At 74.0% G+C, this 14434-nt stretch carries 11 protein-coding genes; 5 read left to right on the top strand and 6 right to left on the bottom strand.

Going from position 1 to position 14434, the window contains the following annotated elements:
• Positions 1–37 precede the first annotated feature (37 nt).
• The 4 genes from ACFVVX_RS20085 to ACFVVX_RS20070 all read right to left on the bottom strand — a co-directional run bounded on the left by ACFVVX_RS20085 (position 38) and on the right by ACFVVX_RS20070 (position 6349).
• On the bottom strand, positions 38–946 hold the full coding sequence (locus tag ACFVVX_RS20085) for a DUF6585 family protein (protein WP_387947335.1): 909 nt from the start codon (positions 944–946) through the stop codon (positions 38–40).
• 192 nt (positions 947–1138) lie between these two features.
• Complete coding sequence (locus ACFVVX_RS20080; protein ID WP_387947333.1) at positions 1139–2218, bottom strand: alpha/beta hydrolase; 1080 nt, start codon at positions 2216–2218, stop codon at positions 1139–1141.
• Positions 2219–2353: 135 nt separating this feature from the next.
• Positions 2354–3511: a serine hydrolase domain-containing protein gene (locus ACFVVX_RS20075; RefSeq protein WP_387947331.1), complete on the bottom strand. Its 1158-nt coding sequence runs from the start codon at positions 3509–3511 to the stop codon at positions 2354–2356.
• A 237-nt stretch (positions 3512–3748) separates the two neighbouring features.
• Entirely contained in the window at positions 3749–6349 is a 2601-nt protein-coding gene (locus tag ACFVVX_RS20070) for a helix-turn-helix domain-containing protein (RefSeq protein WP_387947329.1), read from the bottom strand.
• Positions 6350–6506: 157 nt separating this feature from the next.
• On the opposite strand from ACFVVX_RS20070, the gene ACFVVX_RS20065 reads away from it, so the two are divergent.
• Positions 6507–6743, top strand: coding sequence for a hypothetical protein (locus ACFVVX_RS20065; protein ID WP_387947327.1), 237 nt, complete (start codon positions 6507–6509; stop codon positions 6741–6743).
• A 33-nt stretch (positions 6744–6776) separates the two neighbouring features.
• Here the strand turns inward: ACFVVX_RS20065 and ACFVVX_RS20060 are convergent, their stop codons facing one another.
• Complete coding sequence (locus tag ACFVVX_RS20060; protein WP_387947325.1) at positions 6777–8222, bottom strand: WGR domain-containing protein; 1446 nt, start codon at positions 8220–8222, stop codon at positions 6777–6779.
• 230 nt (positions 8223–8452) lie between these two features.
• On the bottom strand, positions 8453–8914 hold the full coding sequence (locus tag ACFVVX_RS20055; RefSeq protein WP_387947323.1) for an SRPBCC family protein: 462 nt from the start codon (positions 8912–8914) through the stop codon (positions 8453–8455).
• Between the two features lie 411 nt (positions 8915–9325).
• Between ACFVVX_RS20055 and ACFVVX_RS20050 the strand changes: the two genes are divergently transcribed.
• The 4 genes from ACFVVX_RS20050 (at position 9326) to ACFVVX_RS20035 (ending at position 14281) form a co-directional block, all read left to right on the top strand.
• Complete coding sequence (locus ACFVVX_RS20050) at positions 9326–10396, top strand: serine protein kinase RIO (protein WP_387947321.1); 1071 nt, start codon at positions 9326–9328, stop codon at positions 10394–10396.
• A gap of 417 nt (positions 10397–10813) precedes the next feature.
• Positions 10814–11401, top strand: coding sequence for a hypothetical protein (locus tag ACFVVX_RS20045; protein ID WP_387947319.1), 588 nt, complete (start codon positions 10814–10816; stop codon positions 11399–11401).
• 62 nt (positions 11402–11463) lie between these two features.
• The gene (locus ACFVVX_RS20040; protein WP_387947318.1) at positions 11464–12123 is read left to right on the top strand and encodes a hypothetical protein; all 660 of its coding nucleotides are present in this window, start codon (positions 11464–11466) and stop codon (positions 12121–12123) included.
• Between the two features lie 79 nt (positions 12124–12202).
• Positions 12203–14281, top strand: a complete 2079-nt coding sequence (locus tag ACFVVX_RS20035) for a hypothetical protein (RefSeq protein ID WP_387947316.1) — start codon at positions 12203–12205, stop codon at positions 14279–14281.
• The last annotated feature ends 153 nt before the right edge of the window (positions 14282–14434 follow it).

The raw sequence follows: 14434 nt of genomic DNA, 5'->3' as shown, positions 1-14434 counted from the left end.
CTGGCCAAAGGCCCCTCGGTGCCGACGGCCGGTCGGCTCAGGCGGCGGGGCGGCGCCCGTTCGCCCGTCGGCGTTCGGCGAGGGTGAGGAAGAGGGAGAGGTTCGGGATCCTGCTCACCGCGGCGTCGACCGGTCCGCGGCGCCTTCCGGCGACCTTGACCGTGACGATCCCGTTCGCCGCCCTGATCTGCTCGATCTCGTGCCAGGGAACCGACCCCCGCGCGGACCCGATCTCGTCCCGGGTCATCCAGAGGGGGCCGAAGTCGAGGCGTCCTCCCGACTCCATCGCGGCTGCGGCTCCGGGGAGTTGTGCCCGGGTCACCGCGTTCTGGATGGCCGGCCCCCAGTCCTGGGGCCTGCCGAACTTCCCCTTCTCCGCGACCTCGCCCATCCGGTCCGCCCGTCCCCGCAGGACGACCCTCCCGCCCTCGGTGTCGGTGACCGTGTACTCGTACGCCGTGTAGCCGCCGGCTCCCGTGTGCCGGACGATGTGCTGGAGGACCGAGGTGCTCTCGTAGCGGACGGTGTGGACCCGGCCCTGCACCACGGCGGTGAGGCCGTGGTCGAAGAGGTCGATCCGCAGGCCCCGGTTCTTCCTCGACGTGGACCGCTCGTGCCAGATGGCGAACGGGACCACCAGCAGCAGCCCGAGCGGGAGGACCGCCATGACCGCGGCCGCCGTCTGGGACAGCGCGAGCGCGATTCCTCCGAGGACCACGATCCCCGTCACGGCGCAGCCGAGGGAGCCGCTCTGCGACTGGGTGCCCGGATACACCGCGCGCCGGCCGCCCAGCCGTTCGCGGGCCGCGGCCTCGTCGATCTGCGACAGGAACCGGTCCACGCCGTCCCCGTCACTGTTCCCGCCGCCCTGCCCGCCCTGCCCGCCTTGTCTGCCGTGCCCGCTGCCGTCCGGTCGGCCGTTCGCCCGGCTCTCCTGCTCGGTCATGCTCTTCCTCCTGCGTTCCGGAACTGCGCACCCGGCGGAGCGAGGGCAGGGTGCGTACGTGTCTTCGTCGTGGGCACCCGGGCCGGCGGCTCACCCGCCGCCGGCCCGTTGAGCCCGTTGAGCCCGTTGAGCCCGAGCCGCCAGGCCTGGCCTGTGCCCGGCCTGTGCCCGGCCTGCGCCCGGCCCCGGGCCTCAGCCCGCCGAGGCGAACGAGGCCGCCAGCCGGGGGACGTAGTCGGCGAGCGCGGGGGCCCAGCAGCCGTAGTTGTGCCCGCCGTTGCAGCTGGGCGACAGGCTCGATCCGTCGCCGTAGTCGACGAGGCGGCTGGCGATCCCGAGCTTGTCCAGACGGGTCCGGACGGTGTGGGTGGCGATTGCGGTGAAGTGGTCGATCGGCCCCTGGTCGCCGGTGTAGAGGTCGATCTCGGTCCCGGACAGCTTGGCCAGGTTGGCGACGGCGGCGGGGTTGACCTCGTTCCAGATGTGGTCGGCGTTGAAGACCGGGTACGGCGAGCCGAAGATCGCGTCGCTGTCCACGTAGGTCCCGTAACCGGTGCACTGACCCGTGCCGGAGGTGGTCACCGCGCACAGCGCGCCCGGGAGGTTGAGCTCCGTGGCCACGACCGTCCCGCGGATCTCCGCCATGCCGAGGTCGATGCCGCCGGACAGGGAGGCGACGTGGCCGAACAGGTCGGGGCGGTACTCGGCGTAGCGCAGCGCACCGTAGCCGCCCATGGACAGGCCGACGACGGCCCGGTGGGACCTGTCGGCGAGGGTGCGCAGGTTGGCGTCGATGAAGGGGACGACCTGCCGGGTGTGGAAGGTCTGCCAGTTGGCCGCGCCGAGGGCCGTGTTCTGCATCAGCCAGTCGGCGTACCAGCCCTTCAGGCCGCCGTCCGGGACGACGGTGATCATCGAGTCCGAGTGCAGGGCGGGCGCGGCCGCGGCGTCGTCCACGGTGCCGGCCCCGCCGTGCAGGAAGTAGGCCACCGGCCACCGCCGGCCGGGGTCCTCGGCGTAGCCCCGGGGGAGGAGGATGCGGATCTTGTGGGTGCCGGACAGCTGGGCGGTGGCCACGGTGAGCGTGAAGTCGGTGCTCGAACGCACCTCGGGCGCGCCGATCCGGGTCAGGCCGAACCCGTCGGCGAAGGGCGGCGGGGCGGTGTCGTCGGCGTGGGCGGGCGCGGTGGTGAGCAGCGCGGTCACGGCCATTGCCGCGGCGACGACGGTCGCCCTCGTGCGGCGGCGCCAGGAGGGCAGGAGCGAGGTCATCAGCGGTCCTCTCGGGTGGGAGTGGGCACGGGTGCGGGTGCGGTCGGGGGCCTCGGCGCGGGCAGGTCCGGCGCGGGAAGGCCCGGGGCGGGAAGGCGCCGCGCGGGGCGCGGCGAGGCGCGTCCGGGGCAGCGGCTACAGCGCGCAGTAGGCGTCGACCGTCGCCTTGCCCGTGTCCTGCTGGCCCCTGGTCCCGGCCAGCAGGTGGAACTCGTTGTTGGCGCGCGCGACCTGCTTGGCGCCGTCGTCGCTCGTGTACCAGTCGCTGAAGTAGCCCAGCACGGCGCCGTTGTGGCTCCAGGCCCACTGCCCGCACGGCAGTTGCACGTGGAGGATGCCCAGGCCGTAGCCCACGGTGCCGTCGGCGGTCACCGGGACGGTGGTCTTGAGCTCGGCCTGCTGCGCGGGCGCCAGGAGCCGCCCGGTCACCAGGGCCCTGGAGAAGGCGGTCAGGTCGTCGAGGGTCGACACGATCGCGCCGGCGGGCCCGAAGGCCTGGATGTTGGAGGTGCTGACGTCCCTGATGCCGATGCTGATCACCGGGTACTCGTACCCGTGCAGGTAGTTGCCGGTCAGGGACGGGTCGGTGGTGGGGTAGGAGGTGTCGCGCAGGCCGAGCGGTTCGATGATGCGGTGCTGGACCTCGGTGGCCGTGTCGTTGCCGGTGACGGCCTTGACCACCATGCCCGCCAGGACGTAGTTGGTGTTGGAGTAGCTCCACTTCTGCCCGGGGGTGCCGGTGGGCTTGCGCTGGGCGAGGCCGAGGTCGACCAGGGACTGCGGCGACCAGGCCTGGTCGGGCCGGGCGTTCAGCGCGTAGGTCAGCGAGAACCCCGTGTCCTTGGCGTAGTCGGGCAGGTCGGAGGTGTGGTTGAGGAGCTGGCGGATCGTGATCCTCGCGCCGTCGTAGCCGTTCGCGTTCACGGCCCCGGGGAGCCACCTGGCGACGCTGTCGTCGAGCGACAGGCGCTGCTCGCCCTCCAGTTGGAGCAGCACGGTGGCGGTGAACGCCTTGGTGTTGCTGCCGATGCGGAACTTCGCCGCCGGGTCGGCGGGCACCCGGGTGGACAGGTTGCCGACGCCCGCGTGCACGTACTGGGTGGTGTCGCCCTGGCGGACCAGGCCGATCACGCCGGGGTATCCGTCGGCGACGCCCTGCTGCGCGCCGGCCTGGAGGATGCCGGCGGCGGTCGGGGTGCCGGCGGTCGGGGTGTCGGCGCTCGCGGGGCCGGCGCCGGCCAGGGCGGCGAGTACCAGCGCCGCACCGGCGGCGGTCAGACGTAGGGGCTTCATCGGACTCCTTGGGCTGAGGGTGGTCCCCGGCGGCGCGCTGCGCTCGCCGTTCCGACGTTGCCGCGGGCGCCGCGAAGGCCTCGGGCACCTCCGCTGCGCCGGCGCCGTGCCGGCCGGGTCCCTCCGATGCTGCTGCCCGGGCGGCCGGTCGGACAGGCCACGGCACCGGCCACATATGACCGGCCGCCCCGGACACCGCGTCGCCGCCCGCCCGCCCGGGCCCGGCTGCGGGGGCCGCTACGGCGATCCGGCCGGCGCCTGCGGTGCGGGTGGGAACGTGGCCGGGGCGAAGGCGGCGTGACGATGACGGAACGTCCGGCCGAGGTGGTGCTGCAAGCGCACGTGCCGGAACTGGTAGACCGCACCGGTCTGCCGAAGCACCCCGCGGTGGTACGCGTCCTCCAGGAACGCCGCAGGCTGCCAAGGCAGCCGGCCGGTCAGCGGCAGCAGGACGCGGGACAGCACCACCCACTGCCCCCAGGCGGTGAAGGCGAGGAGATAGGCGGCCGTCCCGCCGATCCCGCCGACCGCGCCGATGAAGAGGCCGTCCGCCAGCCCCCAGCTCAGCGGCCCCAGCAGGCCCTGGAACAGGTCGACGACGAGGCGCCCGCAGATGGCGATGGCGAGGGTGAGCGCCGGCGCCAGGACGAGGAACTGCCGCCCGACCGTCGCGCGGTTCGAGGACAGCAGACCGGCCGGGGTGGCCGCGGAGGACACGTCGACGGGCGCCTCCAGCGCGGCCGAGAGGCCGAAGACAAGGCCGGCGGCCGATCCGAAGACCAGCCCGAAGCACACCATGTTGATCAGGGTGCCCTCGACCACCTCCGCGTCGCCGAGCGGGATCCCGGTGTAGAGCGAACGCTCCAGCGTGAGGGCGCACGCGTACCCGACGCCCATCACGGCCCCGCCGAACAGGCCGTTCCCGAACCGGGTGACGAAGGTGCGGACGGGTCGGCGGCCGAGGCTCCCGCGCGTGCCGGGCAACCGCAGCCGCACGCGGGTCGGCTCGAAGGCCCTCCCGCCGCCGAGCGTGAGCAGGATCGCGTAGACCGAGCCGAAGGCCAGACCTGCGACCGGGCCCATGAGGCTCCCCTGGAGGAGGATCTCGCCGATCCCCAGCGGGGCACCGAGCAGGGGGCTGACGAGCAGACAGGCGAGCCAGTCGGACAGCGCGACGCTCAGGGAGGTGGCTGCCACGACGGCGGTGATGCGGGTGGAGCGCGGCAGCGAGTCGCCGAGCTGCCACCAGGCGAGGTCCTGCCGGTCGTGCTCGAACCGCGCCAGGTGGTGGGCGAGATGGCCGAGCCAGTGCTGTGCCCGATCTGGGTCCCAGCCCGGTGACCTGGGCTGGTGGCCGGGGGCGTCCCGCTCGGGGGCGCGGTGCCGGTAGACCGCGGGGACGAAGCCCGACAGCAGGTGTTCCTCCAGCGCCCTCGCGGTGGGGAAGCGGGCGGAGTCGAGCAGTTCGGCGGGATCGCGGCCGGGCGTCTCGCTGTAGATGGCGCGGGCCAGGATGACCATGAGCGGGGTGGTGAGCGCGGTGGCGAGGTTCGCGGCGGCCGGCGTCTCCCCGGCCCGCAGCTCCTCGAGGACGGCGTCCCATCCGCCGCCGTCCCTGGTGCCGCTGCCGCTGCCGTTGCTGCTGGTACTGCCGCCGCCGCTGGTGCCGTCGCCGTCGTGGCCGCCGCCGGAGATCGTCCGGGCGGTTCGCGGCAGGTAGTCGACCAGGTCGTCGGGGGTGAGATCGGTCAGCTCGATGCCGGCGGCCCACAGCAGCGGGGCGTGTGCCTCCTGGACCGCCTCGGCGAACTCGCCGCGCCGACTGGTGAGGACGAGCGGCAAGGAGGTGGCGTTGAGCACGTCGAGGGCCTCTCGCCGCAGGCCCTCCGCGATCTCGTCGAACCCGTCCAGCACCGGGAGGATCAGATCGGCGTCGACCAGCGCGGCGGCCAGGGTCGAACCGCGGGGGCCCCGGCGGGCCAGGTGCGGGTGGTCGCGCAGCAGCCGGCCGATCAGCCAGTCCCGCAGCGCGGTGGTCGTCGGGTCCCAGGAGCCGAGGCCGAGGACGACCGGCACCCGGTCGAGGGCGGTCGGGGCCGCCTCCAGGTGGTCCAGGAGGAACCTGATCGCGAGGACCGACTTGCCGGAGCCCGCCTGCCCGAGGATCACCAGCCGCCCGGAGCCGATCCGCCGGTAGACCTCCGCGACGCTCCGCAGATCACCGCTCAGGTCCACCGGGCGGGGCACGGCACCCGGCCCGAGCCGCTGGATGTTCTCCGGGCGGTCCGTGAGACCCGCGGGCGCGGGCTGCCACCGGACCGGAAGCGGAAACGGGTCGTGGACGCGGCGCTGCGCCTCCTCGCGCCGCCAGCGCCGCCGGACCTCCGTCGCCAACTCCTGCGCGGCGTCGGCCAGCACGGCGGGTATCGGCCGGGGCGAGGGGGGCGTGGGGGCTGCGGAAGCTGCGGGTCCGGGCAGTTCGGGTGATGCGGGCAGCGTGGGCGGTGCGGCGGGTTCGGGCTGTTCGGGCTGTCCGGGGGCGTTTCCGGGCGGCGCGGCAGCCGATGCGAGAGGTCCGTCGGCCACGGCGGGGCGCTCGTCGGCCGTCTCGTCCCGCGAGGTCGCGAGGGCGGCCGCCAGGTGCCGGCGCTCCTCCTGGCTGATGCCGAGGGCGTCGGCCAGCAGGTTCACCGTACCCAGCCGGTGGTCGGTGGATCTCCCGCTCTCCAGCCGGCGGATCGTGCGCACGCTCACTCCGGACCGTTCGGCCACCTGCTCCTGCGTCAGGCCCGCCTGACCGCGCAGCCGGCGCAACAGCATGCCGAGCCGTTCTGCCACCGAAGTGCCCCTCTACTCGCCGGTAAGGTCCGGCGGCGAGCCTACCCGTGACACCCGGTCAGGTATGGCCGGTCGCTTGGCCTGTCCGCCGAGCATGACCAACGCCACAATCGCTGCCCTTACGGACCCGTCGCACGGCAGGACACGAGGAGACGACGTGGCATTCCGCTACTGGTGCGGTGAGTGCGGTTTCAGGACGTCGTGGCTCGGCCGCTCCGAGGGGGAGCGGCAGCAGATCGAGCACTACGCCAGGCGGCACCCCGGCACTCCTCCCGGCGGCCATGTCGAGGCCGGCCGGAGCCGGGACGGCGGCTGCGGTTGCGGTTGCGGCTGCCTGCCGCTGGCCGTGGTCGCGCTCCTGCTGCTGGTCCTCGCGGCGGCGTGCCATCGCTGAGGCCGTGCCCGCCGCCGCGCCGCCGCCCCGCCTCTACAGGAGGCGCTTGATGTCGCCGCGGGCCCGGTAGAAGCCGCCGTCACCGGACTCCCGGACCTCCGCCACCAGGTAGCGGGCGCCCGCCACCCGGATGTCCTTCGGGAACTGCACCCGGCGCTCCGGGTCGAAACCGGGTGCCACCACCCGCACCCGCAGCCGGCTGCCGTCCTGCACGCACTCGACCTCGATCCCGGTGGCGCCCGCCGAGCCGGCGGCCACCGTCTCCACCTCGGCGCCCGCCACCGACGCCGTCCAGCCGTTGCCGTCCACCTCGGCGGCCTTCGGCAACTGCCCCTGCTCCGCCGCCAGCACCGCCTGCTCGCTCGCGTCGAGGCAGGCCAGCGACCCGTCCGTGGTCACGATGTAGAGCCGGCCGTCGCGGTACTGCATGCTGTACGCCGAGCCGCAGCCCGTGCCGAGCTTCCACAACCGGGTGCCGTCCGCCGCGAAGCAGTACACCGACGAGTGGTTGTCCCCGGCGAAGACGTACCGGCCGTCCGGCGAGGCCGCGCAGGAGAACACCGACGCGTCACAGCGGTAGCGGGCGGCCTCGGAGCCGTCCGACTTGCGGAGCCGGTGGACCCAGCCGCGCGAGGTGCCGGCGAACACCTCGTCACGCTCCTGCCAGCCGAAGAGCACCTCGCCGGTGGTCGGCACCTGCCACACCGGCTCGCCACCGCGCGCGTTGTAGCGCGCGACGCCCTTCGAGTGGCCGTGGTAGACGGCGTCGGAGTCGCAGCGCACCATCCAGCCGTCCGTCCCGGTGGCGCTGCGCCGCCACTGGAACTCGTCCTCGTGGTCGACCGTGGTGATGCCCCCGCGCGCGTCGGCCACCCCGAGCACGCCGTCGTGGATGTCCAGCCAGTAGATGTCGACGTCCTCGGCGATCTCGTACGCCACCCGGGGCACCTTCCCGCCCAGGTCGTACACCTTGCCGTTGTCGCAGCCGGCGTAGATCCACCAGTCGTCGGCGACGATGCACTTCACGCCGTCGGGGAGCCCGTAGCGGCCGGTGACCCGGCCGTCGTGGGTGAGCGTGTAGACGTCCCCGCGCTCGTTGCCCACCCAGGCGTGCTCCTCGCCGACGAATATCCCGAACGCCGCCGCGCCGGAACGGAAGCGCCACAGAACGGGGGCCTGGCGGGCGGTCGAGCCGCTGCTGACGATCGCGCGGCGGGTCACCGCACGCGGCTGCCGGACCCCGGCCACCGCCGGGGCGTAGCCCTTGCGCACCTTCTCGCCCAGCTTCTTCGCCGCGGCCGAGGCTGCCTTCTCCGCCGTCGGGTACGAGGTCGTGCGAGCCTGGCCCGGCTCCCCGATCCGGCCGTAACGGATGGTCACGGCGAGCCCGGAGACCTTCACCTCGTAGAACTTGTGGGCGCTGCCCGCATCCTCGGAGAGCTCCAGGTACGTGACCTGCTCGTCGACGGCGATCGGCATGGTGGGGCCCCTTTCGGGCGACGGGGGGCGTTTCCGGGCGGCGCCCGGCGACATGACCCAAGGTAGGCCCTGCCACCGACACCGGGTGCGCCGGTGGAGCCGGTGGACGGCTCCGCCCGGCGCTGCGTCATGAACCCGCGTCCGCCCGCGTTCCCGTTCCCCTACACGTCCTGTTGCCCTGCCCCTGCCCCTGCCGCGCCCGTCAGTGCCCTACGCGCTCCTGGGTGCCCTTACGCGCCGGAGCCAGGACCGTCGCCCCGGGCGTCGGGCTCGGCGCCGCGCTCCTCGACGAAGTGCTTGAAGCGGCGCAGGTCGCCCCTCACCATGCGTTCGAGCACGCCCAGCTTGTCGGCGGCCTTCTCGGCGAAGCCGGTGGGCTGGAAGTCCATGGTCATCCTGACGCGCGTGTGGGTCGCGTCGATCGGCTGCAGGGAGACCATGCCGGTGTGCTTCACGTCCTCGCTGGTGGTGCGCCAGGACACCCGTTCGTCGGGGACGCGTTCGGTGAGCTCGGTCTCGAACTCGCGGGACAACCCGGCGATCTTCGTCTTCCAGTGGGCGTGCAGGTCGTCCAGCTGCCTGACCTCCTCCACGCCCTCCATGAACTCCGGGAAGCGCTCGAAGCTCGTCCACTGGTCATAGACGACGCGGACCGGAACGTCCACGTCGATCGACTCCTGCACCTTGCTCATCGCTACACCCACCTCCACGCCGTCCGGGCACTCTGCCGGGTTCTGCCGGTGAACGATCTCCCGAGGCGGAGAGCCGGCCGACGGCACCACCACGAATGTCCGTCCTCCGGTGGCCGACGGCAACCCGGCCGACCGGCTGGGGGCCGCGGGTAATTCGGTTGCGCTGATCTTGAGGGTCGCTAGACTCTGACCGTTCTCGCCGCGGCACCGCCGTGGCTCCGCCGCTGCGCTTCCGTGCTGTGGCGTGAGGACCGACGTGGAGAAGCAGAGGAGGTGTGTCCGGATGGTTGCCGCCGTCTCGCGGCGCGCCCTCGTGTGCGCGCCATACGCCTCCTTCTCTCGTCTTTCGCCCACCGGCTGACGACGCCTCGCAACTGGCGCACGGTGGGCCGTTCCTCAGGAGCCACCGCAGTGCGTGAGCGCTATTCCGACAGCGAAACCTTCTCCCGGGTCCGCCCCAAGGGCGCCCCTCGTCGTGGCCGCCGGTCCGAGCGGTTCGACGACCACGAGCCCGAAGCCGTGTACGGCGAGGCCTTCGGGGCCGGGCTCTCCGGCTTCGACGGTCATGCCGGTCATGCCGGTCATGACGGGCATGACGACAGCCACGGCCACCACGACAGCTACGACAGCTACGAGAACTACGACAACAACGACGGCCACGGCGCCGCCGATGGTCCGGGTCCGGTCACCGACGGCCCGGCCGAGGGCGACCGCTGGTCGACCTGGGACCAGTCCACGCCCACCGAGAAGGGGCCCGAGCCGCGTCCCGCCTGGGTGGTGACCGAACTCGCGGCCGTCGACACCGAACTCGGGATCGTGAAGACCGGCAAGGAGGCCGACGTCTTCCTCCTGGAACGCGGTGTGCCCGGTACCGGCCGGCGCACGCTGATGGCGGCCAAGCGCTACCGCGACGCCCAGCACCGGATGTTCCACCGCGACTCCGGCTACCTGGAGGGCCGCCGGCACAAGGAGTCCCGGATCGCCAGGGCCATGGCCAAGCGCACCGCGTTCGGCAAGGAGGCCATCGCCGGGCAGTGGGCCGCCTCCGAGTTCACGGCCCTGTGCCGGCTCTGGTCGGCCGGCGTGGCCGTTCCGTACCCGGTGCAGATCACGGGCACGGAGATCCTGATGGAGTTCGTCGGCGACGAGAACGGCACCGCCGCACCGCGGCTCGCGCAGCTGCGCGCCGAGGAGGCGGATGTCGAGGACCTGTGGGAGCAGCTCGGCCGCAGCCTGTCGGTGCTGGCCGGTGACGGCTACGCGCACGGGGACCTCTCCGCGTACAACATCCTGGTCCACGACGGACGGTTGGTGATCATCGACGTTCCGCAGATCGTGGACATCGTCGCCAACCCGCGCGGGCGTTCGTTCCTGGAGCGGGACGTGCGCAATGTCGGAGCCTGGTTCGTCTCCCGCGGCCTGCCGGAGCGGCGTGTCGATGAGCTCGTCGAGGCGCTGAGGTTCGACGCCCGGCTGGGGTGACCCGGCCGGGTCCGGACGTCACCCGGGAGGGATGTCACCCGGGAAGTCCGGCAACCGGGAGGTACGTCACCCGCGAGGAGCAGCGCCGGGCGGCGCGGACGCGGCTGCGCCGCCCGGGTGGACCGGCTCCGCCAGGGGCCCGGTCCGGCGGCCGGAGCCGGTGCCGGCCGCCGGCGCCGCGGAGCCTCGTGCTGCCGCCCGGCGCTGCGCGTCGGGGCGAACAGGTCCAAGCTGGCTGTGGCCACGGCCCGGCCGCGGGTTCCTCCCGCGGGGGCCGTGGGCATCCCCAGCGGCTGCCGCCGACGGTCCGTGGTCCAGGCCCGCGCGCGCCGGCGCCGCGAGGGACGGCGGACCCGGGCCGGGGCGCACCCCGAACGTCCGGCCCGGGCCGCGTCCCGAACTCCGAGGGAGGACCTCATGACGTCACCCGCCAACGCATCGCCCGGCGATCCCCGAGCCGCGGCCACCCCACCCCAGGACCTCCGGTTGGAGGCGAACGAGAGGCTCGTGGTCTCGCCGGACTCGCCGCGGTTCGCCGCCGGCTACCGCGAGGTGCGCCCGCGCTCGATCGACGAGGTGCGCAAGCTGCTCGGGCCCGGCAACGTCCCCGACCACGCCCTGCGCCCCGACCATCTCCGCCTGCGCACCGACGAGCTGACGAAGCGCCTGCTGCGCCCGGAGGACCTGGAGGTGAAGGATCCGGTCGCCCGCGGCGAGGCGCGCGGCCTGGCCTACCTGGCCGCGCGCGAGTACGTCCACGCGGCCAGTGTGGCGCCGCTGAAACAGTGGCGTCCGGCGATCGACCGGTGGCTCGCCGACGTGCGGCCGGTCATCCACATCTTCACCGCGGGGGACATCGACATCGCGAACGGTGCGACGCTCACCCTGTCGGCCAACACCCAGGGGCTCGTCGCCCGGCGCATCCGGATGCACGGCAGCGGCCGCATCGTCTGCCGGGGGAACGTGAAGATCAGCGCCGTCTCGGTCGAGGGCACGCCGGCTTAGCGGCGCCGACCCGATTCGGTCGGGACCCCTACCGCGAAACGCACAACGAGAGGTGAGCAACCATGCCTGACATCAACAGCGGCGGCTCGGACGGCGTCGACGGACTCCCCGGGACGGCCGGGGGCACCGGCGCGACCGGACAGGTCGGCGATGCCGGAGTCGACCACTGGGTCGGCAGCGATCCGCCGGGCGACGGCGGCAGCGGTGGCAACGGTGTGAGCGGGGCCGACGGCACCGCCGGCGGTGACGGCAGGAACGGCAGCAACATCGTCCTGGAGGTGGACGACTTCGTCGTCGGGTTCAACGTCAACACGGGCGGTGGCCGCGGCGGCCGCGGAGGTGACGGCGGCCGTGGTGGCGACGGGGGCTTCGGAGGTGGCGGCGGGGAGCCCGCGCACGACGGAGACCCGGACGGTGACGGCGGCGACGGCGGTCGAGGCGGTGGCGGGGGCGACGGTGGCCGCGGTGGTGACGGCGGCAGCGGCGGCAACATCACGATCGTGGCCAACACCATCACGACCGGCACGGTCAGCGGGACGTCGGCCGGCGGCCCGGGCGGACTCGGCGGCGCCGCCGGTGCCGGCGGGAGGGGCGGAGAGCCGGGCACCGGTACCAACGCCGGCGCCCAGGGCAGCCCCGGTGCCACCGGCGAGACCGGCGCGTCCGGCACCAGCGGGGCGGACGGCTCCGTCGCCATCATCGAGCGGGTCCCGACTCCCTGAACCGAGCGGTCCTCACCCCCTGAACCGAGGGATCCCCACTCCCTGAACCGAGCGGGTCCCCATCCCTGACAGGAGGGCCATGCCGGTCCCGACTCCCACGACGGCCCGGCTGGACGGCCTGGTCGGCGGGCAGCTGCGGTCACTTGCGGCGGCTGCCCGCCTTCCGCATGCGACGACCGAGCGGCTCGGCGAGGTGTTCGAAGCCCTGACCCGGGAGTCGCTCGACCGGGCGGCCGCCGAGGACTATCCGGGCCTGTCCCGCATCAACGCCAACGGCCTGCCCTTCCAGTGGTCGGCCTGCTTCGGCACCACGGGCCTGCCGAGGGCCGTCCGGTTCCTGTGCGAGTCCGGCACGCCCGGCACCGGGGCGGGCGAACGGCTGGAGGTGTCGCTGGACCGGCTCGGGCAGGCCTGCCGCGTCCTCGGCCTGCCCGGAGTCCCGCGCTGGTTCGCGCAGGACGTCCTGCCGACCGTCCTGCCGGGGGGCGGGAACCTCCCGGCGCACTGGCGCAGCGCCCTGTGGACCGGGGTCGGTGCGGCAGGAGCCACCGTCGCGCTCAAGCCCTACCTCAACCTCTGCCGGGACCGGCCGCTCGACAGGTGGCGGCGCGTCGGCCGGGTCCTCAGGTCACTGGGCCGGGAGCGCGCCCTTGAGCGGTTGTGCGAGCTCTCCTCGCAGGTGTCGGCCGGGTCGTGGCCGGTCGGTCTCGCCGTCGACATCACGCCCACGGGCGAACCGGGGCGGGTGAAGGCGTACTTCAGATCGGAGAGCGTGACCGCGGCCTGGCTGCAGCGCTGGTACACCGCCCTCGGCGCAGCGGCCCACCTGCCGGCCGTACGCGAGCTGCTCGACGCGTTCCCCCATCCGGACCGGGCCGCCTACCCCGACGGTGCCTTCGTCCTGACCCTCGAAGTCCACCCCGGCGACGGCGCACTCACCCTCAAGACCGATCTCGCCGTCACCCGGTGGAGCACGGGCGACGCGCCCGCCGTGCGGGGCACTGCCCGGTTGCTCGGCCGCCTCGGGCTGGATCCCGCCGGACTCGACGCCACCCTCGCGGCCCTCGGCGCACCGGAACCGGCGGAGGACCGCAGCGATGTCGTCCGCTTCGTCGGGCTCGGCTACGAACCCGACGGCTCGCGCCACGTCAACGTCTACCTCGAACCGCCGTCGGCCACCACGGCCCGGGAGTCCCGGTACGACCGGCCGCCGGGTGGAGCCGGGGCACGCCGACCGGGGGCCGGGCAGCCGTCGGGCCCGGACGTGGCCGCCGCCGTCCAGCGCGGCCTGCGATGGTTGAACCTGGCGCAGCGGCAAGGCTGTTGGAGCGACTACTCGCTGCCGGTCGGCATCGCCGACGGGTGGGTGACGGCCTACGTCCTGGCCCAGTTGCCGGGCCTTCCCGCCGGTCCGTCACGACGTGCCGCCGACACCGCACTGCGGTGGCTGCGCTCCGCCCGCACCCCGGGAGGGGGGTGGGGCTACAACGGGACCTGCGACGACGACGCGGACTCCACCGGTCTGGCGCTGCGGGCGCTGCGCTCGCGCGGTCTGCCCGTCCCGCCCGGGGCCCTGGCGGTGCTCAAGCGGTGCTGCCACCCCGACGGCGGCGTCGCGACCTACCCGCCGGGCTCGCTGCCCGGCGGGGCGTGGACCGCGCCGACCGCCGACGTGACCGCGACAGCGGTCGCGGGCCTCGGCGCGGGAGCGGCCCGGGCGGGCTCCTGGCTCCTCGGACAGCGCGGTGACAACGGCCTGTGGAGCCCGTACTGGTGGCTGACGCCGCTCTACCCGACGGCGTCTTCCCTCGACCTCCTCACCGGGCCGCACGGTCGGCCGGTGGCGAACCGGGTGCTCGAACCGACCCGCGCGGCGGTGTGCGACTACGTGCCCGACGGCCCCTTCGAGACCGCACTCCTCCTGCGCTGCCGGCTCGCCCTGCGCGTCCCCGGACCGCACGAACCGCTCCGGAGCCTCCTCGACCGGCAGAACCGCGACGGCTCCTGGCCCGCCTCGGCCCACCTGCGGCTGACCGCACCGACCGTCCACGAGCCGTGGAGCGTCGTGGACGCCGGCACCGTCCATCTCGACCACCGGGGCATCCTCACCACCGCGACCGTCCTCGGTGCCCTGCTGTCCCTCTGCAGCGACCGGTGAACCGGTGAACCGGCGGACCGGCAGGGGGAGCCGGGGGAGCAGCAGGGGGAGCAGCCGGGGGAGCCTGGAGAGCCGGGGGACCGGGTGGTGGCCGCGCCGACCGGCGACCCCGGGCCGGCGACCCAGGGCGGGTCGGCGAGCGGGGCATCGGAC

This window comes from Kitasatospora sp. NPDC058170 (assembly GCF_042883905.1).
Lineage (GTDB): Bacteria > Actinomycetota > Actinomycetes > Streptomycetales > Streptomycetaceae > Kitasatospora.
The sequence above is the reverse complement of the archived record's forward strand: the minus strand, read 5'-3'. Positions and strand labels throughout refer to the sequence as shown.

Bases quoted from the DNA above. Each gene is read 5' to 3' on its own strand.
- ACFVVX_RS20060 (WP_387947325.1), bottom strand. From the start codon at position 8,222: ATGCCGATCGCCGTCGACGAGCAGGTCACGTACCTGGAGCTCTCCGAG.
- ACFVVX_RS20080 (WP_387947333.1), bottom strand. From the start codon at position 2,218: ATGACCTCGCTCCTGCCCTCCTGGCGCCGCCGCACGAGGGCGACCGTC.
- ACFVVX_RS20040 (WP_387947318.1), top strand. From the start codon at position 11,464: ATGCCTGACATCAACAGCGGCGGCTCGGACGGCGTCGACGGACTCCCC.
- ACFVVX_RS20035 (WP_387947316.1), top strand. From the start codon at position 12,203: ATGCCGGTCCCGACTCCCACGACGGCCCGGCTGGACGGCCTGGTCGGC.
- ACFVVX_RS20055 (WP_387947323.1), bottom strand. From the start codon at position 8,914: ATGAGCAAGGTGCAGGAGTCGATCGACGTGGACGTTCCGGTCCGCGTC.
- ACFVVX_RS20045 (WP_387947319.1), top strand. From the start codon at position 10,814: ATGACGTCACCCGCCAACGCATCGCCCGGCGATCCCCGAGCCGCGGCC.
- ACFVVX_RS20085 (WP_387947335.1), bottom strand. From the start codon at position 946: ATGACCGAGCAGGAGAGCCGGGCGAACGGCCGACCGGACGGCAGCGGG.
- ACFVVX_RS20075 (WP_387947331.1), bottom strand. From the start codon at position 3,511: ATGAAGCCCCTACGTCTGACCGCCGCCGGTGCGGCGCTGGTACTCGCC.